Source organism: Pseudomonas sp. M2(2023) (assembly GCF_030263955.1).
Lineage (GTDB): Bacteria > Pseudomonadota > Gammaproteobacteria > Pseudomonadales > Pseudomonadaceae > Aquipseudomonas > Aquipseudomonas asiatica.
This window is the reverse complement of sequence record NZ_CP127114.1, coordinates 2129554-2154703: the sequence shown is the minus strand read 5'-3', so window position 1 is coordinate 2154703 and position 25150 is coordinate 2129554. Positions and strand designations below refer to the sequence as shown.

The window sequence follows — 25150 nt, the reverse complement described above, 5'->3', positions numbered from 1 at the left end:
CAGGCTCACGCTGTACCTGTAGGAGCGGCTTCAGCCGCGAACACCGGCGCAGCCGGTGCCATCCACCGCGTCGCCTGCTTCGCGGGTGAACCCGCTCCCACAGGGACGGCACAGGCTTCAGGCTCACGCGGTACCTGTGGGAGCGGCCGTGGCCGCGAACACCGGCGCAGCCGGTGCCATGCACCGCGTCGACGCGCTAATGCTATGATGCTGCCCCCGCCCGAAGGATCCGCCCCGCCCCACATGAACTACCGCCAACCCACCACGCGCAAGAGCATGCACGCCACCCTGGTCCAGGACCTTGGCGTACAGATCGTATCCGGCCAACTCGCACCCGGGCAGAAGCTGCCTTCCGAGGCCAGCCTGTGCGAAGCCTACGCGATCAGCCGGCCGGTGTTCCGCGAGGCGATGCGCGCCCTTACCGCCAAGGGCCTGATCGAGGCCCGCCCGCGGGTGGGTACCCTGGTTCGGCCGCGCCATGACTGGCACATGCTCGACCCGGACGTGCTGCACTGGCTGATGCAGGCCACGCCGCAACAGGAATTCTTCAACATGCTGAGCAGCGTACGCTGGGTCATCGAACCCGCCGCCGCCGCACTGGCCGCCACCAACGCCAGCGCCGACGACGTCGATTCGATCGCCGAGGCCTACCAGCGCATGGAAGCCGCCCGCAACCATGAAGAGCGCCTGCAACCGGACCTGGACTTCCACGCCCGCATCGCCGACGCCACCCACAACGACCTGCTGGCCTACCTGTGCAACATGCTGTCGATGGCGCTGCGCGAGTCGGTGCGCTACTCCAACCAGCGGGCGAATTTCGACGAACTCGCCCTGCCCCGGCACAAGGCGATTCTGACCGCTATCCAGAACGGTGACGCGCTGGGCGCGCGGCATGCTTCACTGGTACAGCTTGAAGATGCCCGCGTGGCCCTGGCCAAGGTACTGGGGCAGGACCCAACGAGCTGAGGTATCAACCGGGCCCACCTCAGCCACCGGGCCCGCCGATCAGAACACCGACCAGCCGATCCGCGAACTGAGCAGTTCGAGCGCCGCCATCCCGGCCAGGGAGTTACCCGCCGCATTCAATTCCGGCGACCACACGCACACAGTGAATTGCCCCGGCACGATGGCCACAATCCCGCCCCCCACGCCACTCTTGCCCGGCAACCCCACCCGATAGGCGAAATTCCCTGCTTCGTCATACAACCCGCTAGTGGCCATGATCGAGTTCACCTGCTGGGTCTGACGCCGGGTCAGAATCTGCTCACCACTGTGCTTGCAGAACCCATCATTGGCCAGGAAACAGAACGCCCGAGCCAGATCAAGGCAGTTCATTTGCAGCGCGCAGTAACTGAAATAGCTGCGCAGTACCGTTTCCACCTCGTTATGGAAGTTGCCGAACGACTGCATCAGGTAGGCCATGGCCGCGTTACGCGCACGGAACTGATACTCCGAGTCGGCAACGCGGGCATCGATCGCGATATGGGGATTGCCCGATAGCCGCCGCACGAAATCGCGCATCGACAACGTGGGTGCAGCGAAGCGCGACTGGTTGATGTCGCAGATCACCAACGCACCCGCATTGATAAAGGGGTTGCGCGGCCGACCGCGTTCGAACTCCAGCTGCACCAGCGAGTTGAACGGCTGGCCGGAAGGCTCATGGCCAAGCCGCTGCCAAATGGCTTCCCCGGAGTGCCCAATCGCCTGCACCAGGCTGAACACCTTGGAAATACTCTGCACCGAGAACGGCACCAGCGCGTCGCCTGCACAGTAATAGCTGCCATCGTTGCCATAGACCGCGATGCCCAGCTGGTTCGCCGGCACATCGGCCAGCGCGGGAATGTAGTCAGCCACTTTGCCCTTGCCGATCAAGGGACGTACTTCTTCGAGAATCTCGTTCAACAGCGTTTGCATGGAAGGCCCTGTATCAGTCCCCAGACGACGGCTAAGGGGTAGCATCCTTGACGAAGATCGAGCGAAAGAAATCACACTCCCGGCAAGAAATTGTCGGCCGACCGTGCATCACGCCATGGCCTATGCTGTGCTTGTTTCGACGGTATACAGCCCGCGCACCCGCCAGGTACCCAAGCCAACCAAGGAACGGAGGACCCACAATGCCAGCTTGCCCCTTGCCCGCTGACGAAGCGCTGCGCCAGCGCACGCTCGACGACATGAACCTGGTCGACACGCCAGCCGAGCATTACCTGGATACCCTGGTGCGGCTCACCCAGGACCTGGCCCATGTGGACACTGTGCTGATCAGCCTGATCGACCAGGACCGGCAGTGGTTCAAGGCCCGCATAGGCCTTGAGGCAAGCGAGACGACGCGCAGTGTTTCGTTCTGCGGCTACGCCATTCTCGGCGAGGATACCCTGACGGTGCCCGACGCCCTGTGCGACGAACGATTCGTCGACAACCCGCTCGTGCTGAACGCGCCCTACATCCGCTTTTACGCCGGCCACCCCTTGCGTGCTGGCAACGGTAAAGCCATCGGTACGCTGTGCATGTTCGACCCGCGCCCGCGCGTGCTCAGCGAGGCTCAACAAGCGAACTTCAGGGACCTGGCCACGCTCGCCGAGGGGTATCTGCAGCTGCGTACCTTGGCCCAGGTGAACCGCGATCTGCGGCTTGAAATGGATCGCGAGCAGCGCAAAGCCCTGCTCGACCCTTTGACACAACTGTGGAACCGCGGCGCGTTGTCGGCGTTTGAAGCGCATGAACGGCGATTGGCCGAGGTGAACGGCTTACAACTGGGTGCGGTTTATGCCGACCTGGACCACTTCAAGTCCATCAACGACAAATACGGCCATGGCGGCGGTGACAAGGTGCTGTGCGAAACGGCCCGTCGCCTGCGCGCGGCACTGCGCCCCGATGACCTGGTGGTGCGCCATGGGGGTGAGGAGTTTGTTGCAATTTTGCAGGTGAAGGACAGCGAAGAGCTGACCCGGATTGCTGAGCGGATTCGCGAACAGGTGGGTGCCAGCCCGATGCAGTTGCCCTGTGGCCAATTGAACGTAACCCTGAGCATCGGGTGCACCCTGTTTGCCAAAGGAGAAACGCTGGATGACGCGCTGGAACGCGCTGACAAAGGGCTTTATGACGCCAAACAGAATGGTCGGAACCGGGTTGTGTATGTGGCGCCGCCATTCTGAGACGGGCATGGTTCGGGCTTCAAACCTATTACACGGCACCCTGTGAGAGCAGGTGTGCCCGCGAAGCGTTCAACCTGGACCGAGTCAACTGGTCATGCGCAACCCAGTTGCTCTACGTAGCGCCCCTAGTAGGCATTGCCCCACAGTGCAAGAACACACCTACCAGAGCAACCCACCCCACCATTATATTTTTCTTGAGGAATTCAGGCTGATACCCCAAAAACAAAAACTGCTGAAACTCCAATATCCTCATATATGTAACAACGAAGAAGATATTGTATAGCAAGCACAGACAGAACAGCCCATAACCGAGATGAGGCCCCGAGCACTTGGCACGCAAAATGAATGCACCGCACACACTGAACACGGTGCACAAAATGAATAACCATGCCATCACCTATCCCTCAGTTCGACTCTTACTTGATCACCTGTCAACATGTATAAAATTTCGGAGACAATAGGCCATTTCGCCAACTCCTTGTAAGGGAGAGGCTTGGAGGTTATAGAAAAAATATCGCCGAGTATGTAGGACCGTTCCGAAACCCACGCCTTGCTTTGTTAGAGACTATTGCATTAACGCCAGCTTCGGTACCAGCCACAGTGCGCCTGTTCTAACTCATCACCAATCCGTTTAGGCCTGCTACTGGATGCCAGAGGAAGACACCCGAGAGGAAAGTCTGGACAAGTACATGGCCACATAGACACACGACAAACAGCCAAGCCAATTATCTATCCCTAGGCATCGCACTTGAAGCGCGTGACAACTTTGCGTCCCCGCCGCATCCCTCTAGTGAATCGACTGGTTGCGCCCGAGATACCGACCACCTGGCCAGCTTCGTTTTCGAGGCAAGTACACGATCTGTAAGAGATCGCCCGGCCCTTAGGGTTGCGCTATCGCGCAGAGAGCTCAACTCGCAAGCGCGACGCGGCGCCTGTGGGAGCGGGCATGCCCGCGAAGAACTCAACGCGGAGGCTGGCACCGGCTGCGCCGGTGTTCGCGGGCACGCCCGCTCCCACAGAGTCCCTGCTACATCAATCAGTCATATGCTATTCCATGAGACCGATTTAGCGCATACAAACTGCCGAAGATCTCGGAGCCTACCCACTTGCCCCTGCCCCGCCAGCCCCAATCTCATCCATGAAATCCGCAAGAAACACTTCAAGCCGAGCATGGCGTTCACCAGCCAGCCGAGCCCCTTCAGCAGTTTTAAACCCTGACGCAAGTTTGAGCAGCTTGGTATGAAAGTGCTCGACCGCATACGCCTTGTCCTGATACTCCCTCCCCCGCGCCGCGGGGTTCTCGAAATCGTAAAGCGCCGACCCCATTCGCCCGGAAACGTAAAAACACCGGGCGATACCCACTGCACCTATGGCGTCCAGGCGATCACTATCCTGCAGAATCCTGGCCTCAAGGGTGAGTGGTTCGAAGCCAGCCGAGTAGCTGTGGGTTTTGACTGCATGCGCCACCTGCTCGATGCGCTGCAAGGGCCAGCCCCTATCAGCCAGGATTGACGCCGCCCTTTGTGCGGACAGCGTTGACGCCTGCCCACGCAAGGGCGAGTTCTTTTCTACTGCGACACAATCATGCAGCACAGTCGCTGCAAGCAGCACTTCCAGGTCGCCGCCTTCTACGCGCTGTATCCGTTGTGCGTTGACCCATACGCGATGGATGTGGGACAGGTCGTGGGAGCCATCTGCCTGGTCAGCCGGTAGATACTTCAGCAGGTCTGCGGCAAAGCGCTGGAAAGGGGTAAAAGCTTCGATAGTCATCTTCGGTGCATTCCATGGGCTGTGACTTGGCGTCCGTTGTCAGAGGCTGGCCCGTGACCTGCCTTGGTCCAGATGCGAGCGGGTCAGTTTCAAGGCTTGAGTGGCGAAAGTCCATGCTGGGCCGTTTGTTGGCATCGCGACATAACTGGATACAGGGATTCGTGAGGGGAAAGCTTTTTGAGAGCCACAAACCGTTAACAGAGCAGCCGGCGTTGCAGGCTGTGAGGGTGAATAGGCAAAAAAAGTCAGAATTAGCCCCTTCCTTGTAGGCCATTTCCCAAAGATACTCCCTGCGCCTGTTTTTCGTTGCACATGGAAATCGTGAGCCCTAGTCTCGCCCCGTCGCTGCCAATTCAGCGACCGGTTTTGACAGGCCGTCGATTGTTGTCCGTGTGCATACGCTTATGGCGGCTGTACGTGCGGGCACCCTCGTGTGCGCCGAGTGCCAACAATCTCGGTCTGTCAACCCGCGTACAGCTGCCACCCTCCCGTTTGACAGCGAGGTGGATAGCAGCTCAACCATTGTTGGAGCGTAAGCATGCTGAAGATAGTCCCAGATCCACCCCAAAATTCTCTCTGCCTTGAAGACACCCTGATCCAAGCCACGGACTACGCACTATGCGCGGCGACCGTTGTGCATCAGGCAATGCTGCTTCAGCCCAAGTCACCAGCGTCGATTCTGATGATGGCCTCGATGCATGAGCTGGAGACGCTGCGAGCTTTGCTTGAGTCCGCACTGATCCAGGTGCAGATGCCCACTGAGCCTAGGACTTTGCACTAAGGCTTCATTTATGTGTCGCCTGGGCTGCCCCTATCGCCAGCAAGCCGGGCTCCCGCATGGATCTGAGCTGCACCACAGATCTCGAGGCCTATGCGGTATTTGTGGGAGCTGGCTTGCCGGCGATGAGGCCAGACCAGGCACTAGAGATCTCGGGGAGATTGAACAATGACCACAGAAGAAACCAAATTCACCGTCGGCAAAACCACCTTCTATCAAGGTGAAAACCAGACCCATCCGCTGTTCCGCATCGAAGCAGGCATCCCCTGCCAAAGCGCCCGCGAACAAGCCTCAGAGCTTATGGGCTACGCACGGGATATGACCCTGGACGGCTTGATGGAAGACAAACCCCAGCTGATCTGGGCTTCGCATTACCTCTGCGCATTGGCTAAGGCGCTGATGGATGATGCCGAGCTGGGAATGATGCGCTGAAGAGTCAACTATCTCAGCACCGCCTTCGATAGTTGGGCAAAGCCCAGCGCCGGAGGCATCTCACCCTCCCATTCCGAGACCTTCAAGTGAATAGTCATACTACGAGAAACAAAGCTATACATTGCGCCGATTGAAATGATCGAGACAGTCCAACAAGCGGATCATCATTTCCGACTCGCTCCCCATGCCCCCAGATTGGGCGACTTCGTTGATGCAAGCTTGAATTACTGGAGACCAGCGCTGCTCTGCCTGCTGCTTCAGCGATTCCAGCAACTGCAGCCCACCGTAGTCTGCGTCCATGATCACATCCCTTTCCGCCTGAAAAGCTGATTTGCGCTCCTCTTCCTGACTGGCTGACGAAGTCGCGAGCCCCTCACCTTGCTCCCCGCAAGCAACTCCCACAGCCTTTGGCTGTACGGACGCCACGAGGGCGCCTATCAAGTCACCGGCCCTGCGAGTCATCCGCTGCACGGTACCCAACTGAGTATTTCGTCGGAGCTCGCATGGCAGAAAGAAATTCACTTGCTCCCCATAACCGAGCACTGCATCCCCCCACTCTCGCAGCGTCGCCTTCTCATCCCCACGAGGATAGTTTTTTCGCGCTCTAAGCCGAGCTATTGCCGACTCGCTCAGCGTACTCGGGTCAATAAGGACCTTGTATTTGCGCAGCAGGTCATAAGCAACCTTCTGGGCTGGTGGCAACAAGCTCGAATCAATCTCCAGAGAGGGTTGCCCTTGACTGGTGATATCAGTCGTCTCCAAAAGACTCAACAACTGTGAAAGTTGATTGTGCTGGCTAGTAGCATCGGGAATGATCCAATCTGAGATCAGAGCCTGAGCCTGGCTGATGGATTGAAGCTGATTTTTTTGATCGATTGGCATCCATGTTCCTACGAAAAAAAGTGATTTCGAGTTTTTCGTGGGACGTTCGAGGTAGGTCTGTCCAACGCAAGCCCCACACTTCCCCCGCCCCTGCCCCACAGGCACCTGATTGTCCTTGGTACAAATAGCCCGACGCTGGACAGCCAGGATGGAGCACTACTCAGACATTTGATGCCAAAGCTCATTTCTGACCTGCCATGACCGCCCTCCAGCGGTTGCCTTTGATCGCTCACGAGAGCGGACCGCTGTACTCGGAAAGCTATCGTTGGCATTATTGGCACAACGCCACCACAGCGCAAACTTTCTTGTTTCAGGCAGTTGGATATGGAATTGACGGTGCGGGTCATGATGGCCGGTCGTGAGATTGACCGAATAACGCGGGCGCATAAGAACGTCGATGGGGAATCCTTCGTTTGGTACCGACGGAGAGAATGGCCCGTTGAAGATGGTTGCATCCATGTCGATGCATTGCCTGAAATGCCTGCGACTTTGGAGAATGCAGCCCTTCTTGCTGACCTCAGGCCGTTCCTAGACCTCATCGAAAAACCTCTGACCGTAGGTCTGACTGACTGTACAGCTCTGCTGCGGTCCAGATTTCCAGAAGTGCCTGATGCTACCGTGATATCCATAGCAACGCTCGTGCAGCTGGGACTCAAGCTTGTTGCAAAGGAAGTTCTCATGGACTTCCTTGAGCTGCATCATCAGTGCCGGTCACATGCCGACCTAACTCCTTCCACCTCCGAGCACAATCATGCTGAGGCAGAAGACGCTTCATTTTTCGACTCAGCAGACATCAATTTCGGAGAGCTGCCAGACACGAGAGCGGGAGATGAAGACTGGTCATTCGACTGGCAGCCTGAGCTTGGGTGGAATGCAACCGAGGCAGACGACTCCGAGCTGCGCGACCTTGCTACAAAAACACAAAAGCTGATCGGCTCTCATGTAGCATTAGAAACTGGACTTCGCATCGAAAGCCTGGTCGATCTACCCGCTGCTGACGACTGGCAGCTTATTGCGCCTACCACCGGTGACAGGAACGTTCTCAGCGATGCTGAACCCGAGTCTTCGTTACCCTTGAAAGATAATCCTGCACCTCAGGCGTCCGCGCCTCCCACAGCAGCTAGAAGCTCGGCGTTACCTTCGCCACACTTAGCTTTTATTGTCGAGAAAACTGCGGGACTAGGCGAGGCAGCCCTTGAGGTACTAAGGTATTTTGCCGACAACCCCGATGACAAAAGCTCACATGCAGAGGAGTTCACCGGTATTCCGCGCGGAATGATCAACGCCCTCCTTACAGGAACGCTGAGCCGCTATGTGGAAAAAACCAGGTCAGGTGGCTGGGCATGCCATACGTGGGTGCAGGATGTTCTTGCCGTCATGGACGGCAACCTCGAGTGACGTCAGAGATTGTCAAGTCCCTTTCCTTGGACTCGGAGGAACTCCAACACATGTCCGAGAACTCTGGCCGGGCTTTTGAGCTCGCACTCCCAGATTGTGAGCACTTTCCATCCATCTGCTCTGAGCGCGCGCCTGACACGAGCGTCTCTCTCGACATTCTGGGTGAATTTCGCTTGCCAGAAGTCTGCGCGAGTCTTGGGGGTAGTAGCGTAACGACAGCCATCATGGCGGTGCCAGAAACATCCATGGACAAATATACAGGTTCTGAATCTGGGGAGTACAATGTCCGGGCTTCCCGGAAGGTCCCGACGATGAAGCCGAAATCGGTAACCGTTGGCATGGAGGAAGCGCCGTACGATCATCTCAGGTCGTGTGTTTCGCCCCTTGATACCAGCCATCATGCGAGATCGGGTTGCCGTGTCAACGATATCCATTCATCTCCCTTTTACAGCAGCGTGAATTCATGAGTCGTACCTATCCCATCCAGGTAGTGGATCTGTTTGCAGGGCCTGGAGGCCTTGGAGAAGGTTTTTCCTCTCACCTGAGCGATGGCGCTGAAACCTTTGAAATCAAGGTTTCAGCCGAAATGGAGACATCCGCAAGATCGACACTGCGACTTCGGGCGTTCTACAGACTTCTCAAGCGCGAATTCCCGGAAGCTCTTGAGGACTATTATCACTTCTGCGAGACCGCAGATGTGGAGAATCCTTACACCAGACGAAGCCATTCCGCCTGGAAACACGCTGACAATGAAGCACAGCAAATTGAACTGGGAACTCCAGAAGGCAACAACAAGCTGGATGGTCTTTTGGAGCATCGCCTCGATGAGTCCAAGCCGTGGGTCCTGATTGGCGGCCCACCTTGCCAAGCATATTCGATCATGGGGCGAGCCCGAAACCAGGCCAAGTCCGATTACAGAGCAGAAAATGATCACAGGCACTTCCTGTACAGAGAGTATCTGAGGATCATTCAGCGCAAACGCCCCGCCATTTTCGTGATGGAAAACGTCAAAGGCATCTTGTCATCGACGGTGGGTGGCAATCAGATGTTTCCGCAGATCTTGCGCGATCTGGCAGATCCGGATGCCGCCTTCGGTGAAAGCACTACTGGGCCGAAGTATCGCATTTGCTCGCTTGTCACTGATGACATCTATGAAAGCGGGGCGGATCCGGACAGCGTATCCCCTGCAAATTACATCATCCATGCAGAGAGATTCGGAATACCTCAAGCCCGACATCGAGTGATTCTGCTAGGTGTTTCCGAGGAGTATCTGGGCGCAGTAGCTGATCACAAGCTGCTCGAGACCGCGTCTCCCAGCATTGACCAGGTCATCGGAAATCTGCCTCCCCTGCGCAGCACATTGACTCGCCAGGCAGATTCCCCTGAGCTCTGGGCTGACGTGGTCAAGCAACATCTCGCAGAGCTGGCCGAATCATGCGATGACAAGAACCATGACACTGCAAGCGGCGTCATGCTGGCGCGCCGACTTGGCATAATGGCTGACAGCTTTAGCAGCAACGGCTGGACAAATGGTGGCCTGCGAATGCTGAAACGCCCGGAATGGAGTGGCGAAACCGGAACTCATCTCGATGCATGGCTTCATGATCCTCGACTTCGCTTCTGGCTCAATCACGAAGCCCGAGGGCACATGAGCTCCGACCTTCGTCGCTACGTCTATGCAGCGGTCTTTGCCGATGTCAAGAAGGGCTCCCCCAAGGGCCATCAGGACTTCGATTTGCCAGGCCTTGAACCTGACCACAAGAACTGGAAGACAGGGAAGTTCAGCGATCGCTTCAGAGTACAGCGTGCTGGAATTCCATCGACAACGATTACCAGCCACATCGCAAAGGATGGCCACTATTTCATCCATTACGATGCCAAGCAATGCCGCAGCCTGACTGTTCGCGAAGCTGCGCGACTGCAGACATTCCCGGACAACTATTTTTTCTTGGGTAACCGAACGCAGCAATTCCATCAGGTAGGTAACGCCGTGCCGCCACTTCTAGCGCACCAGATTGCCGATATCGTTGCACGAATTCTAATAAGCGGAAAAAACTCCGGTAATTCAGTAAGACTGCCGATAAAGCAGTTCCGCATGTTCGAAACGGAGAGTTGATGTGGACCATCCCTCATTCAAAAGTCGCAGTGCTCCGCCCAAAGCAAGCGCGATGGTCGAGGCATTGCGCGGACTGGGATATAACACTCAGACAGCACTAGCTGACATCATAGACAACAGCATTGCTGCTGGTGCGAATGAAGTACATATCGAGTTCGTCTGGGCCGATCAAGAAAGTTGCGTGCTTTGCATCGATAATGGTACCGGCATGACCGCCGAAGGGCTCGACCGGGCGATGCGCTTGGGAGATAGAAACCCCCTAGAGGAGAGATCAGCAGACGACTTGGGCCGTTTCGGTCTTGGCCTCAAGACAGCTTCCTTTTCTCAATGCCGAAGGATGACCGTCGCCACCCGTGGAGGTGAAGACCTTCATACACTCCGATGGGATCTTGACTTTCTGGCAAACAGTGCCGACGATGGATGGCACCTTCTAGAGGGCGCTCATCCCGGCTCGGAAAAATTCCTAGAGAGGCTTACTAGTGCAACCGGCACATTGGTTCTCTGGGAAAACCTGGATCGCATCGTCACGCCAGGAACCACTGTGCAGGACTTTCTCAATCTGGTCGACAAGGTCGAACAGCATTTGGGGATGGTTTTTCATAGATATCTAGAAGGCACCAGGCCCCGGTTACGAATTCTTTTGAACGGCCAACCAGTCAAGCCTTGGGACCCCTTCATGTCGGATCACCCTGGAAAGCCGTACAACCCTCCGGTATTCAAACACCCAAACCGCAAGAATATCGAGACAGAGTGTCACGTCCTGCCACATAAGGACATGCTATCCACTTTAGAGTTTGAGCGCTTGGCTGGCCCAGAGGGCTGGACAGCACAGCAGGGTTTCTACATCTATCGAAAAGAGCGACTGCTTGTCGCTGGCAGCTGGCTGGGCCTTGGTATCGGACGCTCTTGGACCAAGGATGAAGCTCATCGCCTCGCCCGAATCCGACTCGATATTCCCAACAACGCAGATGCGGACTGGAAGATCGACATTCGGAAATCGACTGCGCGACCACCAGTATATCTTCGAGACTGGCTGACACGCCTTGCTGAAGTGACCCGCGCCCGTGCAAGAAGAGCTTTTGCCCACAGAGGCAGGCCTGTCATGGTGGGGAAAAGACAGATTGCGGAAGCCTGGAAGGTCGAGCGACTCTCAGATGGAATGCGATATCGGATCGACACAGAACATCCGGCAGTAAGAGCGGCTCTAGATGAAGCAGGCAGCCTTCTTCCCCTGCTCAAGGCAATGCTCCGCGTAATCGAAGAAACGGTGCCGGTGCAACGAATCTGGATAGATACCGCTGAAAACAAGGACACTCCTTGCACCGGTTTCGAAAAGACACCTCCACAGGAGGTCAGCGACATAATGATGGTTATGTATCGCAGCATGATTGAAAGGAAAGGCTATTCCTCAACAGCAGCTAAGGAGCAGCTGAAAAATATGGAACCGTTCCACGCATACCCTGCCCTCATCAGTGCCTTGCCAGAAACCCAAAAGGAGTAACGCCTCATGTCTGAGGAGAACAAATGGAGTGTGGTCAAGTTCGTCCAGGAAATGCTGGCTGAAGAGAAAGACAAGTCCGCAATAACCCCTCACCTGATCTCAGAAAAAATCGACATGGTTCTCAAGATCATGCCGGGCAAGGGCGAGGGCCTAGATCGAGCGTCGGTTACCGAAGAACTGATTAGACGCTGTAGCGTCTGGGTAGGTGATGACTCCTCGCTGGTAGACTTAACCGGACACGAACCATGGCTCACCAACGAACGCAAAAAGGACTGGCGGTACTGGCAGCGATATCGTGAATGGCAGGAATTGAAACTGCCGCTAAGCGCTATGGAGTCTTTGGACAAGACTACAGACAATGTTCTATCGATGCTCGAAGACCCAAAGCGCGATGGCGCCTGGGACCGCAGAGGAATGGTGGTCGGCCATGTACAATCGGGCAAGACAGGGAATTACACCGGCCTGATCTGCAAAGCAGCAGATGCCGGATACAAGATCATCATCGTGCTTGCAGGCCTTCACAACAACCTTCGTGCGCAGACTCAAATGCGCTTAGATGAAGGTTTTTTGGGGTATGAGACAAGAGCAATCGAGGGAGAGGGAAACACACTGATAGGGGTCGGTAAAATCGATCCTTCGCCATCGCTTCGCCCGCAATATGTAACCAACAGATCCGAAACAGGTGACTTCAATACAAGGTTCGCTAGGAATCTGGGAGTATCTCCGGAACAACGCCCTTGGCTTTTTGTCGTCAAAAAAAACAGGACGGTTCTGACACGCTTGCTGAACTGGATCCATACACATGTAGCGGAAACCAAAGACCCGGAAAGCGGTCGCCCTATTGTTACACACTTACCATTGCTCATAGTTGATGACGAGGCTGACCACGCTTCAGTCGACACAGGCGAAAGAGTGGTTGACGAAACCGGCAATCCAGACTTGGATCACGAACCAACTGCCATTAACAGCCTGATCCGCCAAATTCTCCATGCATTCTCGAGAAAGGCGTATGTCGGCTATACCGCGACCCCCTTTGCCAACATCTACATCCACGAGCATGGCGAAACGGCTCAAGAAGGCCCGGATCTGTTCCCTTCCGCCTTTATTACCAATCTCTCGGCACCGTCCAGTTACGTGGGTCCATCGAGAGTATTCGGACTTGCAGGAGAAAGCGGACGCGTGGGTGCGCTGAACCTAGTGCGAATTGTTGAAGATCAGTGTAATGAGGACCGCAAGAGTGGCTGGATGCCAGTCAGCCATAGGAGCAACCATGTCCCACTGATCAACGGTCAAGACGCAATGCCAGCCTCTCTGACCGAAGCTATACATTCCTTCATTCTCTCATGCACCATAAGAGGACTGCGTGGTCAGGGCTCCCAACACTGCTCGATGCTGATTCACGTCACTAGGTTCAATCTGGTTCAAGAGCATGTCCACCGTCAGGTCCAAGGCTATGTTCACGGCCTGAAGCAACGTTTCAGGAGGTGCACAGATCACCTGAGCGCATTGGCAGAACTGAAGGATCTCTGGGAAAAAGATTTTGTCGGTACCAGTCTTGCAATCGAAGCAGAAGTAGCAGAAGTGTCCGGCCACCTCGGCACAACCTGGCAGGACATCGAGGTCTTGCTAATGGATACGCTCGAAGAAATTGATGTACGCATGATCAACGGCAAGGCTACAGATGCTCTCGATTACGCCGACAGCGCAACCGGACTTAAGGTCATTGCCATCGGCGGAGACAAGCTTGCTCGGGGCTTGACCCTTGAAGGGCTATGCACCAGCTACTTCCTGCGCGCATCTAAAATGTACGACACCCTGATGCAGATGGGCCGGTGGTTCGGCTATCGACCTGGCTATCTTGATCTATGTCGCCTCTATACAACTGGTGACCTGGTTGAATGGTTCGAGCATATTGCCGATGCCGCGGAGGAGCTGCGGGCCGAGTTCGACTTCATGATGGAAAGCAGACTTACACCTAGGGAGTACGGCCTCAAGGTGCGCTCTCACCCAGTGCTGATGGTCACTTCACCACTGAAAATGCGCACAGCTAAAACTCTTTATCTCTCGTTCAGTGGTGACGTGGTAGAGACCGTCAGTTTCCACACTGACAAGGAAATTCTAGAAACGAATTTGGCAGCTCTCACAACCCTTGCAAGTGAACTTGGACTTCCCTCCCCGATCCCCTCGCAGAAACGTAATGACAAAACGGATAACTGGAGCGGCATCCAGTGGACTGATGTCTCAGCACCATTGGTAACCAGCTTCTTGCGCGGTTATCAGACCCATCCCGACTCAAGAAAGGTCAAGAGTGACCTCCTAGCTGATTTCATCGAGGAAATGAGTCTCTCAGGAGAACTTACATCCTGGACAGTCGCAGTTGTTGCAGGTGGCGCCGACAGGACGCATAGTTTTGGCGGCAGCCCCGTCAAACTTATGAAACGACAGAACAAGGCGGGCGAAGGGGAAGGCAAGTATTCCATAGGACGGCTTCTTTCTCCTCAAGACGAGTCTATGGATCTTGATGAGGATGGATGGAATGCTGCACTTGAGTTAACTCAGCGAGCATGGGTGAAAGACCCAGCGCGCTCAAGGCGCAAAGAACCTCCCGAGACGCCCAACGGCCCAGCAATCAGACACGTGAAAGGTCTAGGCGCTGATGGAGTAGAGCCCCAGCCGGAAAAGGGGCTACTAATCATTTCATTGCTGGATCCCAAGGACTCAAACGTAAATGGTGTAACCACACCTGTAGTGGCATTTGCCATAAGCTTCCCATCTAGCAGTGCTGGGAAGTCCGTGCCCTATCTTGTTACCAATGTGCTCTGGGAGCAGCAGTATGGCGCAAGTGAGTGACATTGAGATTTTGGGGGTATGGAAAGCGCTGTCCGGCAACGCCTCCACTCCCGGATGGCGAACAATCGATCTTATTCAGCAAACAAACTCCTGCCGACTAAAGGCAGCTCGACTATCGCCGAGTAACGAAGAGGCGATACTGGTTGGCTTTGCAACTACAAAAATTGCACCTGGGACACAACTTCCCCACGGGCAAGGCTTCCGCATTGAGCGCACCACACTTGGCGAGCTCGGTAGCTACCACCGTTGGCTAGCTGTTATCCGGCAGCCCGAAGGAAACCTTGAACTATTTGCGAAGGTAGTTTCCGATATCGTAAGCCTGATCCAATCATCCAACACCCTTCCCGAGGAAATGTTGTTCCAACGCTTCCTTGGACGTGTGCGTGGGTGGCAGGAGTTCATGCGCCAAGGAAGAGAAGGACTAGGACCCGAGAAGGAGTTAGGATTGATCGGGGAGCTCAGCTTTCTCAACCTCCTGATTGATGCCAAGGTCTTGGATTTTGCTGCAGTAGAGAGCTGGAAAGGCCCTGAGAGAGGGCTACACGATTTCCGCATCGGCTTTGGCAGTGTCGAAATCAAGTCAACGTTGGCTCTGGAAGGATTCCCTATTCGAATCGGCTCACTTGAGCAGCTTGACGACACCAGCTGCCCACCACTCTTTCTTGGCGGTCTTCGGTTCAGCCTTCAGGAGACAGGTAAGACGCTCACCGAGCTAGTAGATATCACTCGGCACCGCCTTGAAGCAGACCCGGCTGCGATGCGCCTATTCGAGCTAGCTATCCACCAAGCCGGATACTTGGACATGCATGCTGCAAGCTATACACGACGCTTCCTTCTCACCGAAGCAAAGTTTCACTTAGTGGATGGGACGTTTCCCAGATTAGCTCCCTTTAATGTCTCTCCAGCAATCCGCCATGCATCATATGAGTTGGACCTCGCTCTTGTTACGGCAGCCAACCACTCACTGAGTGATGTACTCCAACAGTTAGGAATCGCTTGATGGAACTTGTCGATTTTCTGCGTGAAACGCAGGCCGCTATCCGTGAGGAAGTGGAGAAAGATATAGGCCCTGGGGAAGCCCCTATCCCCCCTGAAGCCGTATTCACTGAACATGTGATGCAACATATGTCAGATGAGGGAATAACCTTCGAACCTATGGTCTGCCACTACGAAGCATTAGTACCCGGAAGCTTTGGAGGCAGAGGCTCAAACTACAAGGTCAAGATCAGCGGGTACGCCGTATCAGACACCACCGACGAGACGGGCAACCCAGACCGCTTAGACCTTTTTGTCAGCCTGTACAAGGGACTCGATGAAATCGAGTCACTACCAGACCCAGAGGTCGGCAAGGCTGCCAAGGAGGGACTTCAGTTCCTAAGGTTCTGCGCAACCGGCCAGCTGTCTGACAAGCTAGATGAAACCAATGACGCTTACGCTCTTGTTACCGAAGTCGAGCGAATCTTCGGAACGCTTGATAGCATCCGTATTTTCATTATCACCGACGCATTGGCCAAGACGAGGAACTATGCACCACAGGAGGTCCAAGGTAAGCAGGTCCGCCTAGAGGTCATGGACGTACAGCGCCTATTCAACCACTGGCAGCAAGGTCGTCCACGGGATGAGCTAGTAGTTAACTTCAAGGAAATTTGTGGGACTGCCTTGCCTAGCGTATGGGTACCTGGATCAGGGGACGAAGAATATGACTATGCCCTGACCGCAGTACCTGGCGACGCTTTACGGTTCCTATACGAAAAGTACGGCCCTCGCATCTTGGAAGCTAACGTGCGCTCCTTTTTGGGTGTGAGTAGCAAGGGAGTCAACAAGGGAATTCGCGACAGCCTGCGCAATCAGCCCGACCGCTTCATGGCCTACAACAACGGCATTGTTGTAGTAGCCGACCATGCCAAGCTCGACACCGCCGCAGATGGCTCAATAGGTCTCCTCTGGCTACAAGGCATGCAGATTGTCAACGGCGGACAGACCACTGCATCTATCTACTTTGCCAAGAAAAAACATCCGGACATCGACCTTTCCAGCGTGCGTGTTCCGGCCAAGATTATCGTGCTCCGCTCTGGACAAGCCGATGACGAGGAACTCATTGCCAATATTTCACGTTATGCCAACAGCCAGAACGTAGTCAAACAGTCCGATCTCTCCGCCAACAAGCCCTTCCATCGGGAGCTTGAAAAGCTATCCATGCGCACCTACTGCCCTGATGGGGTCGGCCGCTGGTTTTACGAGCGCTCAGCTGGAAGTTATAAGGTCATGCTTGAAAAGGAAGCCAGCACCTCCGCGCAGAAGAAGAAGCTTCAAACGGCAATTCCACCCTACAGAAAACTCACCAAGCCTGATTTGGCAAAGTTCCTATTTGCATGGGATCAAAAACCCCATATCGTTAGCCTCGGTAGCCAGAAAAACTTCCAAGCATTCATGGATGAGCTTGCCGATAGAGAAACCGCTGGTGAAAACGTGATACCAGACCTGGCCATATACAAACAGATGATTGCAAAGGCGATACTTTTTAAGTCTGCCCAAAAAATCATACGCCCTATGTTCCCAGCTTTCCAAGCTAATATAACGTCCTATACAGTCTCGATTTTGGCACTCAAGCTAGGGCCGACCCTTGATCTGGACCATATCTGGCAGGAACAATCAATATCACCGCAGCTTCATCGACAAATCGCGATTTGGGCGGAGGAAGTTAACGAAGCGCTACATCGAAGTGCGGGAGGAAAAATGATCTCTGAATGGGCCAAAAAAACCGAGTGCTGGTGGATGGTAAGAGACACTAAATACTCCTCCCCAATCCAAGGCAACCTATAACCTTCAGCTCCCCTCGCCTTTGATGGCCAAGCAGTACGCTCCGAAAAGCTGATAGAGCTTTTTAACCAGACGCGCTGCAAGGGCAGTAAAGCAGCTATTTACAGCCTTGAGCTCCGAGCGCAGAGCCCCTGTACCAACAGGGGCTAGCGGAGACCTTATATAGCAAAGCGCCATAAGCGTCCCACAACCTCACCCCTTGGTAAGCGTCCGGCCAACTCACCTTCCGAATGCCAGCATTAAGGCCGTTGGTGTCCGCGTAATTTTAAGCGGACGCGATCGCCCTTATCGCTAGGATCCCATGCGCCAACGAAGCTCCTATCCGACCGGTCAAAGCCCAGGCCGTTTAGGAGTAAGTGCTCCATGAACCTCACATTCAAAGCGCTTTCTAGCTTCAATTATCCCTACAGGGACTCGATCTACAAAAAGCATAAAATTCGCAAGCCCGGAACCAATGTGAAACTCTCGCACAGCCACGCCACACGCCGCATCATAGATGACCTAGGCAGCCTGCTGGAGCTTCTGGTCAATTTGCTGACGTACTTTAGATTCCGGTGTCATGATGCTGATCCCTGCGATCCGGGCTTCGTTGAGATGGAGCTATAAAAATTATTGCAGTATGCAATCGCCGAGGTTTGAGCAACCGAATCTCAATCGGCAACCGGAAAGCCCAAAATAAATAGCTCGATAAACGGTGAACAAAAAAAATCCAGCCACCGCTAAGTGGCTGGATTTTTAGGGATTTTTGGTCGGGACGGAGTGATTCGAACACTCGACCCCTTGCACCCCATGCATGCCAAGCCAACCTAAAGGCATGATAACACAGGATTTCCGGCCCTGCTTTCGCTGCAACGAAGCCTCACGCGTCCGGACGCATCCTAGCGAAGTCACTTCAAAAGTCACTGGCCCAGGCCAGCCCGCCCACGGCGTTCTGCCGATCGATTCCCTTCCTTTATATAGCTCCTCACAGATCGGCGCCTTCCAGCGCCCAAAGCCTGGCCGACTCGACGATCTCCAGCATGTCGACCAGGTCGCCGTCATTGACCTCTCGCCGTCGGCGCGCGGCATAGGCCATCTCATCGAGCACCGATGCGCGCCCATCAGGGTCAGCCACCAGGGCAGCCTGATCGTTCAGCTCGGCCAGCCAGGCCTGGGGAAGCTCAGTTGCCATAGTCGCCCACCGCCCGGCACCACCACGACTGGGCATACAGCACCCCGTCGATTTCCTCGACTCCGTTGATGTTGATACCGAGCTGGGCCATGCCGTTGAGCTTGGCGTCGTGCAGACGGGGGATGATGTCCGGCCCGGGTGATGGGTTGAACACCCAGGCCTGGGTCGAAACCCGGCCCAGCGGCTCACTGTGGTGGTCACCGATGTGGATGTCGGCCCGCAGGGGCTGGACCTTCTTGAGCTGATCGGAAGGGATGGCCACGCCATTCACGCGGCGGCGAACGAGGAGGAAGTACATGCTGCACCAAATACTGTATATGGATACAGTATTTCAGCATCAGGAAACGCAAGCGCGCCAGTACCGCTCGGCGGACTATGCGTGGTTGCTCAGGAAAGAGTTCGACACATGCGGCCCGATCAGTGAATCGGGCCCGCAGGGCCGCCTAACGCTTTGAGCTGGTAGTCGGTGACCGCCTGGAATTGCGATTCGGCAATCAGCCGCAGACGCTCCACCTCTTCCGCCGGCTCACCCGAAGCCTGGGCTTCGTGATAACGCTTCATAGCGTCCACGGCGTCGGTGTACATGGGATGGTCAGGGTAAAGCATCGGCGGCTTACACTTCATCGGGCTCCATCCTGAGAAGGCCATCACTGAATAGTAGCCGGTGCCCGACCTGCTTGGATTAACTGGTAATCGAGAACCGCTTGGTATAGCGAATGCGCCAATAGGCGTAGACGTTCGACCTCTTCAGGCGGCGCACAACGATCCTGAGCTTGGTGATAGTCACGCATCGCATCGATAGCCTGCTGAATCAGCGGCTCGCCGGCCTCGACCATCCCAATGACGGTGCGCTTGTCCATTGCCCGCTTCCCTTCCCCAATCAAGAGATGAGCGCATTATAGGAGTTAGCCGCGGGAGACGCCGATTCGCTGTTTCTTCCTCTCGGCCCTGTGGGAGGCGGAGCGCAGCCACCCCCGAGCGCGGATCTACTTACCACAGCTCAAAACCAATGGTATTCTAAGACAATTTTTTGAATATGAAGGACTCTAGATAATGGCACAAGGCTATCTTCACATCCAATATGATCAATATGGCGACCCCCAAGTTCTGTCAGAATTCAATATGCCTATGGATTCTGGAGAGATAGATATATTGCGTCATGTTGTATCTGTCGAGGTCAATGATGGCGACAAATCAAAGTCCGACAACCTAACTATTGAGGGTGCCAGGGAAGCACTGGCAGCAGTTGGCATCCACCAAGTAACTTGGAAAGCAATATAAACAACTTAGGTTACACAGCCAAACAGGAAAAGAAGCGCAGCTAATGGAAGAGATTGTATTTAAGGACAGCCACTTAGAGGTATATTTTTCCCAGGGGAAATCTGATCTTCTTGTAGTTACTTTCAATGAGATGGGCACTAAGCCAGGCAGAGGATCTTGGGGTGGTGGAGCACTGCGCAAGAACGGATTCTCCTACCTTGGCTTTGTCTCAAAGCTACCTAACTGGTTTCCTGAAAGTAGTGTGACTGCAGCCCGAAAGGCTCTTTCAGAAGTAATTGAACGGTTCGCCAAAATTATCACCTACGGTCATTCTCAAGGCGGTTATGCATCGATAAGATATGCATCTACATTTGGCGCCTCTGCAACTATATCATTTTGCCCTCAATACTCTATTGCGCAAAATAGCATGGGAGGAGTTGATAAGCGATTCTCTCTATATTTGAAAAACACCGTGGACCACCGCGAGATCATCGAGAGTGATCAAGGCGAAAACTGTATATCGTATGTATTCTACGACCCGAAGGACTACCTAGACAAAATCAATTTTACTCACATCCGCGACACAATCAGGAACGTCAGAAAAATTGAGATGTTTGGTACAGGGCACCAGTCCGTTCGAGCCATTGCAAATAGTGAAGCTATCGGGGACATCATACGATACGCTGCTACCAGCGACTTGCCAGGAATTTTCAAATCCGTCAGAAAATCCAAACGTAAATGGCCAGCTAGGAAAATATTCCTAGCTCGTGATCTGGCCTTACGCAACAAAGACACCGCGACAAAACTGGTCGATGACTACGAAGGCCCTCTCACATCAGATGTGACACCAGGCCTAGTTCGAAACCTCTTCATTTCATGTGCACTGGACTATCTCGCAGATAACGTCGAGCGTTTTCTGCCAAACGCCAGTCAAGGTGTGAAGCTGATTCTCCTTCGAGCGTTGATCGCTACTGACAAGCTAGATCTCGCCAAAAGCTACGGGGCAGAGTGGTCTCAACAGGAAGGGGCAAGCAAATCCATTCTTCGCTTGGTTTCCGATCTGGATAAAAAATCCACCATCCAAAACAAGAAAACAACACCATTCTCTGAGAACATTTCTTTTGGCTTTGGGTGGCATGCTGAGGAGTCATGGGGGCGATGGGGCGCAGCAACCCGGTCGAGAATATTTATCAAGTCAACCCTATTGACTGGAAAAACCCGCTCAATATCAATACCAGTGTCATGTCTTTCAAGATCGAAGCAAAGCATTAGGGCTAGATATTTAGTTGACGACCGGTGGATAGGCGTCAGGGTTCGCAAAGGCATGCTGACGTTCGAAAATTGTGGTCATAGCACAACTATCGACATATTTGTAAATACGGTACATTCACCGTATAGCTTGAAGCTGAATGACGATAGAAGGATAATGGGCGTTAGAATAGCCTGCCCAAGCAAGTGGATTATAAATCATTATGTAGGAGCAAGTGTAATCGCCAGGGTTTCCAGGTTTACTAAGTCATTAATCCCGAGAGTACCCACCACTAAGAAGCCTGGGAAGTCGACGCCACTACTGACAGGAAATTAATGCGGCCGACAAGAGTTTTTCATATCCAATGCGCTGCCGTCGCTCAGCCAGCAGCGCCCGCACCTTTAGGTCCAAGCTGTCAGTTTTGCGCAGGCCAGCAGATGCCCAAGGCGGGGTAGCAACATGGGGTGCACGGCACGGTACCGGCACCGGCACCTCGACGCGCACATAGCGGATCTCTGTCTCCGCCTTTGTCGCGCAACCGGCAAGGTACAGCAGGGTTACCACCACCCCGATCCCACAGGCAAGATCCCGAATTACGCGGCGTACAGACCAGAAAATGCCCATTCCGCTCCCACAGGTCAGCGAGTTCACCACCACCGTCATAGCCCAAGCTCCTTGTCGATAATCGAGGTGGCTGCTGCGCACTGGTCGCCGCCGGTGCGCTCCTGCTGCAGGCGGTTTGCCGCGGCGTAGTCGACCTCCGCGCTGGCCTTCGCCTTGCCAACCGCCTGCTCAGCCCAGGCCTGGCGAGCCTTTGCCGCCAGGGTCAGGTCGCCCAAGGCCTTGCCCTGCTCCGCCGCCAGCCCGCTGAGGTTGTCGCGGGCAGCCTTGCAACTGGCGACCTGGTTCTGCTCGGCGTCCAGTAGCGGCCGGAAGTGACCGGTGGTAGCCCAGGCGCCAACCGCAATACCGGCCAGCACCAGAAGACCGGGGCCAATCGCCCGTATCACCAGCTGCTCCATGACGCCTCCCAGTCCGGAAGATCGACCGTCTGGCCAGCCAGCCCATGTGTGCAGTCGCCCAGGTACTGGATGCGGCCGTCAGTGACGAAGGAATGACAGACCTTGGCGACCTTGGTCTGCACGATCTCGCCGCGCATGATCTTGTCGTGGTCCTCCAGCGTGGTAGCTGGCGGCTCCCACTGATCCCATCGAACCAGGACCGATGGCGTGAATGTCGGGGAATCGGCGTTGCCGTTGTAGCCCCAGCGCGGGCCCGGTCCCGAGTCGACCTTCAGGCTGTGCGGTTGGTCACAGCCCCTGCAGAAGAACCACAGCGACCCGTCATGGGCCTGGCCCAGGCAGCGGCCTATCGTTTTGATGGTCATGCCAGCACCCCGCCAAGCTCAACCCAGCGCCCGAGCAGCTTGTCCAGGCGATGCGGGTTCTGCCCATAATTGTTCCCTGGCAGCGATGCCCAGATGTTCGAGCACTTGGAGATGGCCAGCGCGATGCGGCCCGCCTTGATGTCCTCCAGCGCGCGCCGCTCTCGGATTTGCTGCAGCGCGATGCGGTCCTGGTTTTCCGGCGTGAATCCCCCCCCCATGGCGCCGAGAATGGCGTCACAGAGCAGCCGCTTGTAGATGTTCTCGCCATCCAGACCCAGGCCACCGCGTCGGCGCAGAGTGTTGACGACCTCGTCGACTTTCAGGCCGCTGTCTTTGAGCACGATGTCGAGCTCTGGCTTATCCGGGGTGTAGATGACCAGGGCCAGCTTGGCGCCTGGCCAGAGGTCCGCCGCGATGCGCTCCAGGCAGTCATTGGCGGTTTGATGAAATTGCTGAGTTGCGGACATAGGGAATCCTCGCCCGCGCATGTCGGCGGGCTTGAGTAGTTGGGGGAGGGGTTAGGCTGGAATCAGCCGCAGCGGACGCGCGGCGAGTGGAGCGTCTGCGTGCGAGCTGGGCGGACAGCCTCGAAGTAGAGGTTCCACATGTCGTCCCAGGCTTCCTTCATGGTGGCGCCCTGGCCGGTGCAGCCCATGCGGCGGCACCACCAGGAGCCGTTCCAGTAGGTCATGCGCGCTTTCATGGCAGCAGCTCCTTCGGCACCTGGACGGTATCGCCGAGCTTGGCGGAGACGATGGCGCGGCACGCGGCGATCGGGGCGCTGTCACCGGCTTGGCAAAACTCGCCCTTGTCGGTGATGACCCAGCCAGCCCAGACATCGTCGGTGCTCTGCGGGCAATGCAGGCTGACCATGTGCTTCTCAATCATCGGCCCGCCCAGCGTCCAGTCTTCCCAAGGGTTGTAGCGCTTGGTGTGCGCGATGGCCTCGCCCTGGAACCGTGCGAACACCCGCCAGGGCACGCCGTTGTATCCGGGCGGCTCCAAGTACACGTCCAGCCCTTCGGCCTTGCCTACTGCCCAGCCCAAGGCCTCGCCGACCAGGTTGGATACCCGCAGTTCGATCAGGTCGGTCATGGTCGCCGCTCCATTTGGCGCTGGCGATATGTCGATGGCCGCTCGATACCCCACCAACCAGAACTGCGCGATAGCGAGAAATACCAGCGGCCTTCTGCGTCTGTCTTGTACCAGCCGGCCATGAACTTGGGAGTGCTGGGTGCCCATGCCTGAGCATCGCGAGGTGCGACGTTCCAATTCGTGCTGCTCACAGCTGATACCTCTCATCAATCCAGCGCCCAGCCCTCTCACCTAAACGCAAACCTCAGCTGAGGAACGGCAATGATTCAATACCCGGCAGAATTGCCACTTCCTCTTCAGGAGGGGTATGGCCTGAGCACGGTTGATCCGATGCGGGCTACGCCGATGGTCACCGGGCGGTCGCGGTACCGACGGGTAACCAGCAATCCTCCGGCCTCCGCTCAGTTCACATTCAACTTCAGCCAAGAGGAAGCCGCCCTTTTCGAGGGTTGGTATACATGGGCTTTGAACCTTGGCGTCGAGTGGTTCGAGATGCCGCTTCAGACCCCGCTGGGGATGCAGGTGCACCTGGTGCACTTCAAAGGCATCTACACCGGTGGCGAACTGGCGCAGATCAAGCGCTGGCGGTTCTCTGCTCGCCTGGAGTTCAAGAAGCGCCCGGTCTACACCGAAGACCAGTACCTCGGTGCGTACTTGGGCATGCCGCTTGGCCTTCGGCAAGCAGAACAGCAACCCGCCGCCGGAAGGCCATTGGGGCAAAGAGTTCTGGGATATCGGCCGGGCCGAGGGCAAACAGCGCGATGAGCTTGTGGCCGCTCTTGAGCACCTGGTTGCCGTGACCACGCCTGATGCCAATGGCCAAATCGGTGCCGAGGAAGAACACCTGGCATCCCTCGAGCATGCCCGCGAAATTATCAGGCTGCACCGCGACTGACCACCAACCTGCCGCCACCGGCGGCGTGGAGACCATCCATGAACCTGATCGACTGCTACGTCACGAAGATCCTCGGAGAGCCGTACCGCAAGTTCGGCGCCTGGTGGGTCGATGCGGAATACGAGGCCTATGGCCGGATCAGCAAAACCCAGCTCATGTTCCGCACCGAGGAAGCCGCCCGCGCGGCGAAGGTCGGATACCACTTCACGGCCTGATCTGGCCGCAGGAGACACACATGGCAAACGCCACTGCAGCTGCACCGACAGCCTTGCAGCCTAGGTTCCTGCGCGCGAAAGACGCGCCGGGCTACCTCGGCATGTGCAAGGACGAATTCAAGAACACCGTCAGGCCGCATGTCCGTGAATTCCCTATCGGGAAGCAGGGCGTCGGCTTC

28 protein-coding genes and 1 pseudogene are annotated in these 25150 nt (G+C 55.7%); 15 read left to right on the top strand and 14 right to left on the bottom strand.

Annotation, left to right across the window (positions count from 1 at the left end):
- The first annotated feature begins 243 nt into the window (after window positions 1–243).
- Window positions 244–966, top strand: a complete 723-nt coding sequence (locus tag QN085_RS10010) for a FadR/GntR family transcriptional regulator (RefSeq protein WP_024086746.1) — start codon at window positions 244–246, stop codon at window positions 964–966.
- Between the two features lie 39 nt (window positions 967–1005).
- Here QN085_RS10010 and glsB read toward each other — a convergent pair whose 3' ends face one another.
- A complete protein-coding gene (gene glsB / locus QN085_RS10005; protein WP_015269909.1) occupies window positions 1006–1914 on the bottom strand; it encodes a glutaminase B in 909 nt (302 codons plus the stop codon).
- A gap of 200 nt (window positions 1915–2114) precedes the next feature.
- On the opposite strand from glsB, the gene QN085_RS10000 reads away from it, so the two are divergent.
- On the top strand, window positions 2115–3152 hold the full coding sequence (locus QN085_RS10000; protein WP_047934898.1) for a GGDEF domain-containing protein: 1038 nt from the start codon (window positions 2115–2117) through the stop codon (window positions 3150–3152).
- A 1098-nt stretch (window positions 3153–4250) separates the two neighbouring features.
- On the opposite strand, the gene QN085_RS09995 is transcribed toward QN085_RS10000, so the two are convergent.
- The gene (locus QN085_RS09995) at window positions 4251–4922 is read right to left on the bottom strand and encodes an HD domain-containing protein (RefSeq protein WP_285690694.1); all 672 of its coding nucleotides are present in this window, start codon (window positions 4920–4922) and stop codon (window positions 4251–4253) included.
- A gap of 538 nt (window positions 4923–5460) precedes the next feature.
- On the opposite strand from QN085_RS09995, the gene QN085_RS09990 reads away from it, so the two are divergent.
- Window positions 5461–5703, top strand: a complete 243-nt coding sequence (locus tag QN085_RS09990) for a hypothetical protein (protein ID WP_189121752.1) — start codon at window positions 5461–5463, stop codon at window positions 5701–5703.
- Between the two features lie 165 nt (window positions 5704–5868).
- The gene (locus tag QN085_RS09985; RefSeq protein ID WP_003256566.1) at window positions 5869–6132 is read left to right on the top strand and encodes a DUF3077 domain-containing protein; all 264 of its coding nucleotides are present in this window, start codon (window positions 5869–5871) and stop codon (window positions 6130–6132) included.
- Window positions 6133–6246: 114 nt separating this feature from the next.
- On the opposite strand, the gene QN085_RS09980 is transcribed toward QN085_RS09985, so the two are convergent.
- A complete protein-coding gene (locus QN085_RS09980) occupies window positions 6247–7014 on the bottom strand; it encodes a hypothetical protein (protein ID WP_285690687.1) in 768 nt (255 codons plus the stop codon).
- A gap of 324 nt (window positions 7015–7338) precedes the next feature.
- Here QN085_RS09980 and QN085_RS09975 point away from each other — a divergent pair, with 324 nt between their 5' ends.
- Window positions 7339–8412 carry a hypothetical protein gene (locus QN085_RS09975; protein WP_285690685.1) on the top strand — a complete coding sequence of 358 codons (1074 nt, stop codon included), beginning with the start codon at window positions 7339–7341 and terminating at the stop codon, window positions 8410–8412.
- Window positions 8413–8414: 2 nt separating this feature from the next.
- On the opposite strand, the gene QN085_RS09970 is transcribed toward QN085_RS09975, so the two are convergent.
- Entirely contained in the window at window positions 8415–8846 is a 432-nt protein-coding gene (locus QN085_RS09970) for a very short patch repair endonuclease (RefSeq protein WP_285690683.1), read from the bottom strand.
- A 29-nt stretch (window positions 8847–8875) separates the two neighbouring features.
- Between QN085_RS09970 and QN085_RS09965 the strand changes: the two genes are divergently transcribed.
- The 6 genes from QN085_RS09965 to QN085_RS09940 all read left to right on the top strand — a co-directional run bounded on the left by QN085_RS09965 (window position 8876) and on the right by QN085_RS09940 (window position 18305).
- A complete protein-coding gene (locus QN085_RS09965; RefSeq protein ID WP_285690681.1) occupies window positions 8876–10528 on the top strand; it encodes a DNA cytosine methyltransferase in 1653 nt (550 codons plus the stop codon).
- A 52-nt stretch (window positions 10529–10580) separates the two neighbouring features.
- Entirely contained in the window at window positions 10581–12029 is a 1449-nt protein-coding gene (locus QN085_RS09960) for an ATP-binding protein (RefSeq protein ID WP_285691254.1), read from the top strand.
- Between the two features lie 6 nt (window positions 12030–12035).
- On the top strand, window positions 12036–14879 hold the full coding sequence (locus QN085_RS09955; protein WP_285690679.1) for a Z1 domain-containing protein: 2844 nt from the start codon (window positions 12036–12038) through the stop codon (window positions 14877–14879).
- The gene (locus QN085_RS09950) at window positions 14863–15879 is read left to right on the top strand and encodes a PD-(D/E)XK motif protein (RefSeq protein WP_285690677.1); all 1017 of its coding nucleotides are present in this window, start codon (window positions 14863–14865) and stop codon (window positions 15877–15879) included. The genes QN085_RS09955 and QN085_RS09950 overlap by 17 nt, the downstream gene beginning before the upstream one ends.
- Window positions 15879–17702: an AIPR family protein gene (locus QN085_RS09945; RefSeq protein ID WP_285690674.1), complete on the top strand. Its 1824-nt coding sequence runs from the start codon at window positions 15879–15881 to the stop codon at window positions 17700–17702. Before QN085_RS09950 ends, QN085_RS09945 begins: the two co-directional genes overlap by 1 nt.
- Window positions 17703–18062: 360 nt before the next feature.
- Window positions 18063–18305, top strand: coding sequence for a hypothetical protein (locus QN085_RS09940; protein ID WP_208209607.1), 243 nt, complete (start codon window positions 18063–18065; stop codon window positions 18303–18305).
- Between the two features lie 376 nt (window positions 18306–18681).
- On the opposite strand, the pseudogene QN085_RS09935 reads toward QN085_RS09940, so the two are convergent.
- The 4 genes and pseudogenes from QN085_RS09935 to QN085_RS09920 form a co-directional block, all read right to left on the bottom strand.
- Window positions 18682–18870 (bottom strand): annotated as a pseudogene (locus QN085_RS09935) (hypothetical protein); the annotation flags it as partial.
- A complete protein-coding gene (locus QN085_RS09930; protein ID WP_285690662.1) occupies window positions 18860–19168 on the bottom strand; it encodes a hypothetical protein in 309 nt (102 codons plus the stop codon). The pseudogene QN085_RS09935 and the gene QN085_RS09930, both read right to left, overlap by 11 nt.
- 119 nt (window positions 19169–19287) lie before the next feature.
- Window positions 19288–19494, bottom strand: coding sequence for a hypothetical protein (locus QN085_RS09925; RefSeq protein WP_285690659.1), 207 nt, complete (start codon window positions 19492–19494; stop codon window positions 19288–19290).
- Between the two features lie 23 nt (window positions 19495–19517).
- The gene (locus QN085_RS09920; RefSeq protein WP_285690656.1) at window positions 19518–19730 is read right to left on the bottom strand and encodes a hypothetical protein; all 213 of its coding nucleotides are present in this window, start codon (window positions 19728–19730) and stop codon (window positions 19518–19520) included.
- Window positions 19731–19923: 193 nt separating this feature from the next.
- On the opposite strand from QN085_RS09920, the gene QN085_RS09915 reads away from it, so the two are divergent.
- Complete coding sequence (locus tag QN085_RS09915; protein WP_285690654.1) at window positions 19924–20151, top strand: hypothetical protein; 228 nt, start codon at window positions 19924–19926, stop codon at window positions 20149–20151.
- A gap of 43 nt (window positions 20152–20194) precedes the next feature.
- Window positions 20195–21715: a hypothetical protein gene (locus tag QN085_RS09910; protein WP_285690652.1), complete on the top strand. Its 1521-nt coding sequence runs from the start codon at window positions 20195–20197 to the stop codon at window positions 21713–21715.
- Here the strand turns inward: QN085_RS09910 and QN085_RS09905 are convergent.
- The 6 genes from QN085_RS09905 to QN085_RS09880 form a co-directional block, all read right to left on the bottom strand.
- Window positions 21698–22042, bottom strand: coding sequence for a hypothetical protein (locus tag QN085_RS09905; RefSeq protein ID WP_285690650.1), 345 nt, complete (start codon window positions 22040–22042; stop codon window positions 21698–21700). The genes QN085_RS09910 and QN085_RS09905 overlap by 18 nt on opposite strands.
- The gene (locus tag QN085_RS09900) at window positions 22039–22401 is read right to left on the bottom strand and encodes a hypothetical protein (RefSeq protein WP_285690648.1); all 363 of its coding nucleotides are present in this window, start codon (window positions 22399–22401) and stop codon (window positions 22039–22041) included. The genes QN085_RS09905 and QN085_RS09900 overlap by 4 nt, the downstream gene beginning before the upstream one ends.
- Complete coding sequence (locus QN085_RS09895; RefSeq protein ID WP_285690645.1) at window positions 22386–22766, bottom strand: ubiquitination-like system serine protease family protein; 381 nt, start codon at window positions 22764–22766, stop codon at window positions 22386–22388. The genes QN085_RS09900 and QN085_RS09895 overlap by 16 nt, the downstream gene beginning before the upstream one ends.
- Entirely contained in the window at window positions 22763–23233 is a 471-nt protein-coding gene (locus QN085_RS09890; protein WP_285690643.1) for a lysozyme family protein, read from the bottom strand. The genes QN085_RS09895 and QN085_RS09890 overlap by 4 nt, the downstream gene beginning before the upstream one ends.
- Window positions 23234–23295: 62 nt before the next feature.
- Window positions 23296–23469: a hypothetical protein gene (locus tag QN085_RS09885; RefSeq protein ID WP_196183910.1), complete on the bottom strand. Its 174-nt coding sequence runs from the start codon at window positions 23467–23469 to the stop codon at window positions 23296–23298.
- Window positions 23466–23861 carry a DUF2591 domain-containing protein gene (locus QN085_RS09880; protein ID WP_285690641.1) on the bottom strand — a complete coding sequence of 132 codons (396 nt, stop codon included), beginning with the start codon at window positions 23859–23861 and terminating at the stop codon, window positions 23466–23468. Before QN085_RS09880 ends, QN085_RS09885 begins: the two co-directional genes overlap by 4 nt.
- 261 nt (window positions 23862–24122) lie before the next feature.
- Here QN085_RS09880 and QN085_RS09875 point away from each other — a divergent pair, with 261 nt between their 5' ends.
- Both QN085_RS09875 and QN085_RS09870 read left to right on the top strand, forming a co-directional pair.
- Window positions 24123–24626 (top strand): transposase, encoded by a 504-nt coding sequence (locus tag QN085_RS09875; RefSeq protein ID WP_285690639.1) that lies wholly within the window; start codon window positions 24123–24125, stop codon window positions 24624–24626.
- Between the two features lie 168 nt (window positions 24627–24794).
- Window positions 24795–24971, top strand: a complete 177-nt coding sequence (locus tag QN085_RS09870; protein ID WP_170976275.1) for a hypothetical protein — start codon at window positions 24795–24797, stop codon at window positions 24969–24971.
- The last annotated feature ends 179 nt before the right edge of the window (window positions 24972–25150 follow it).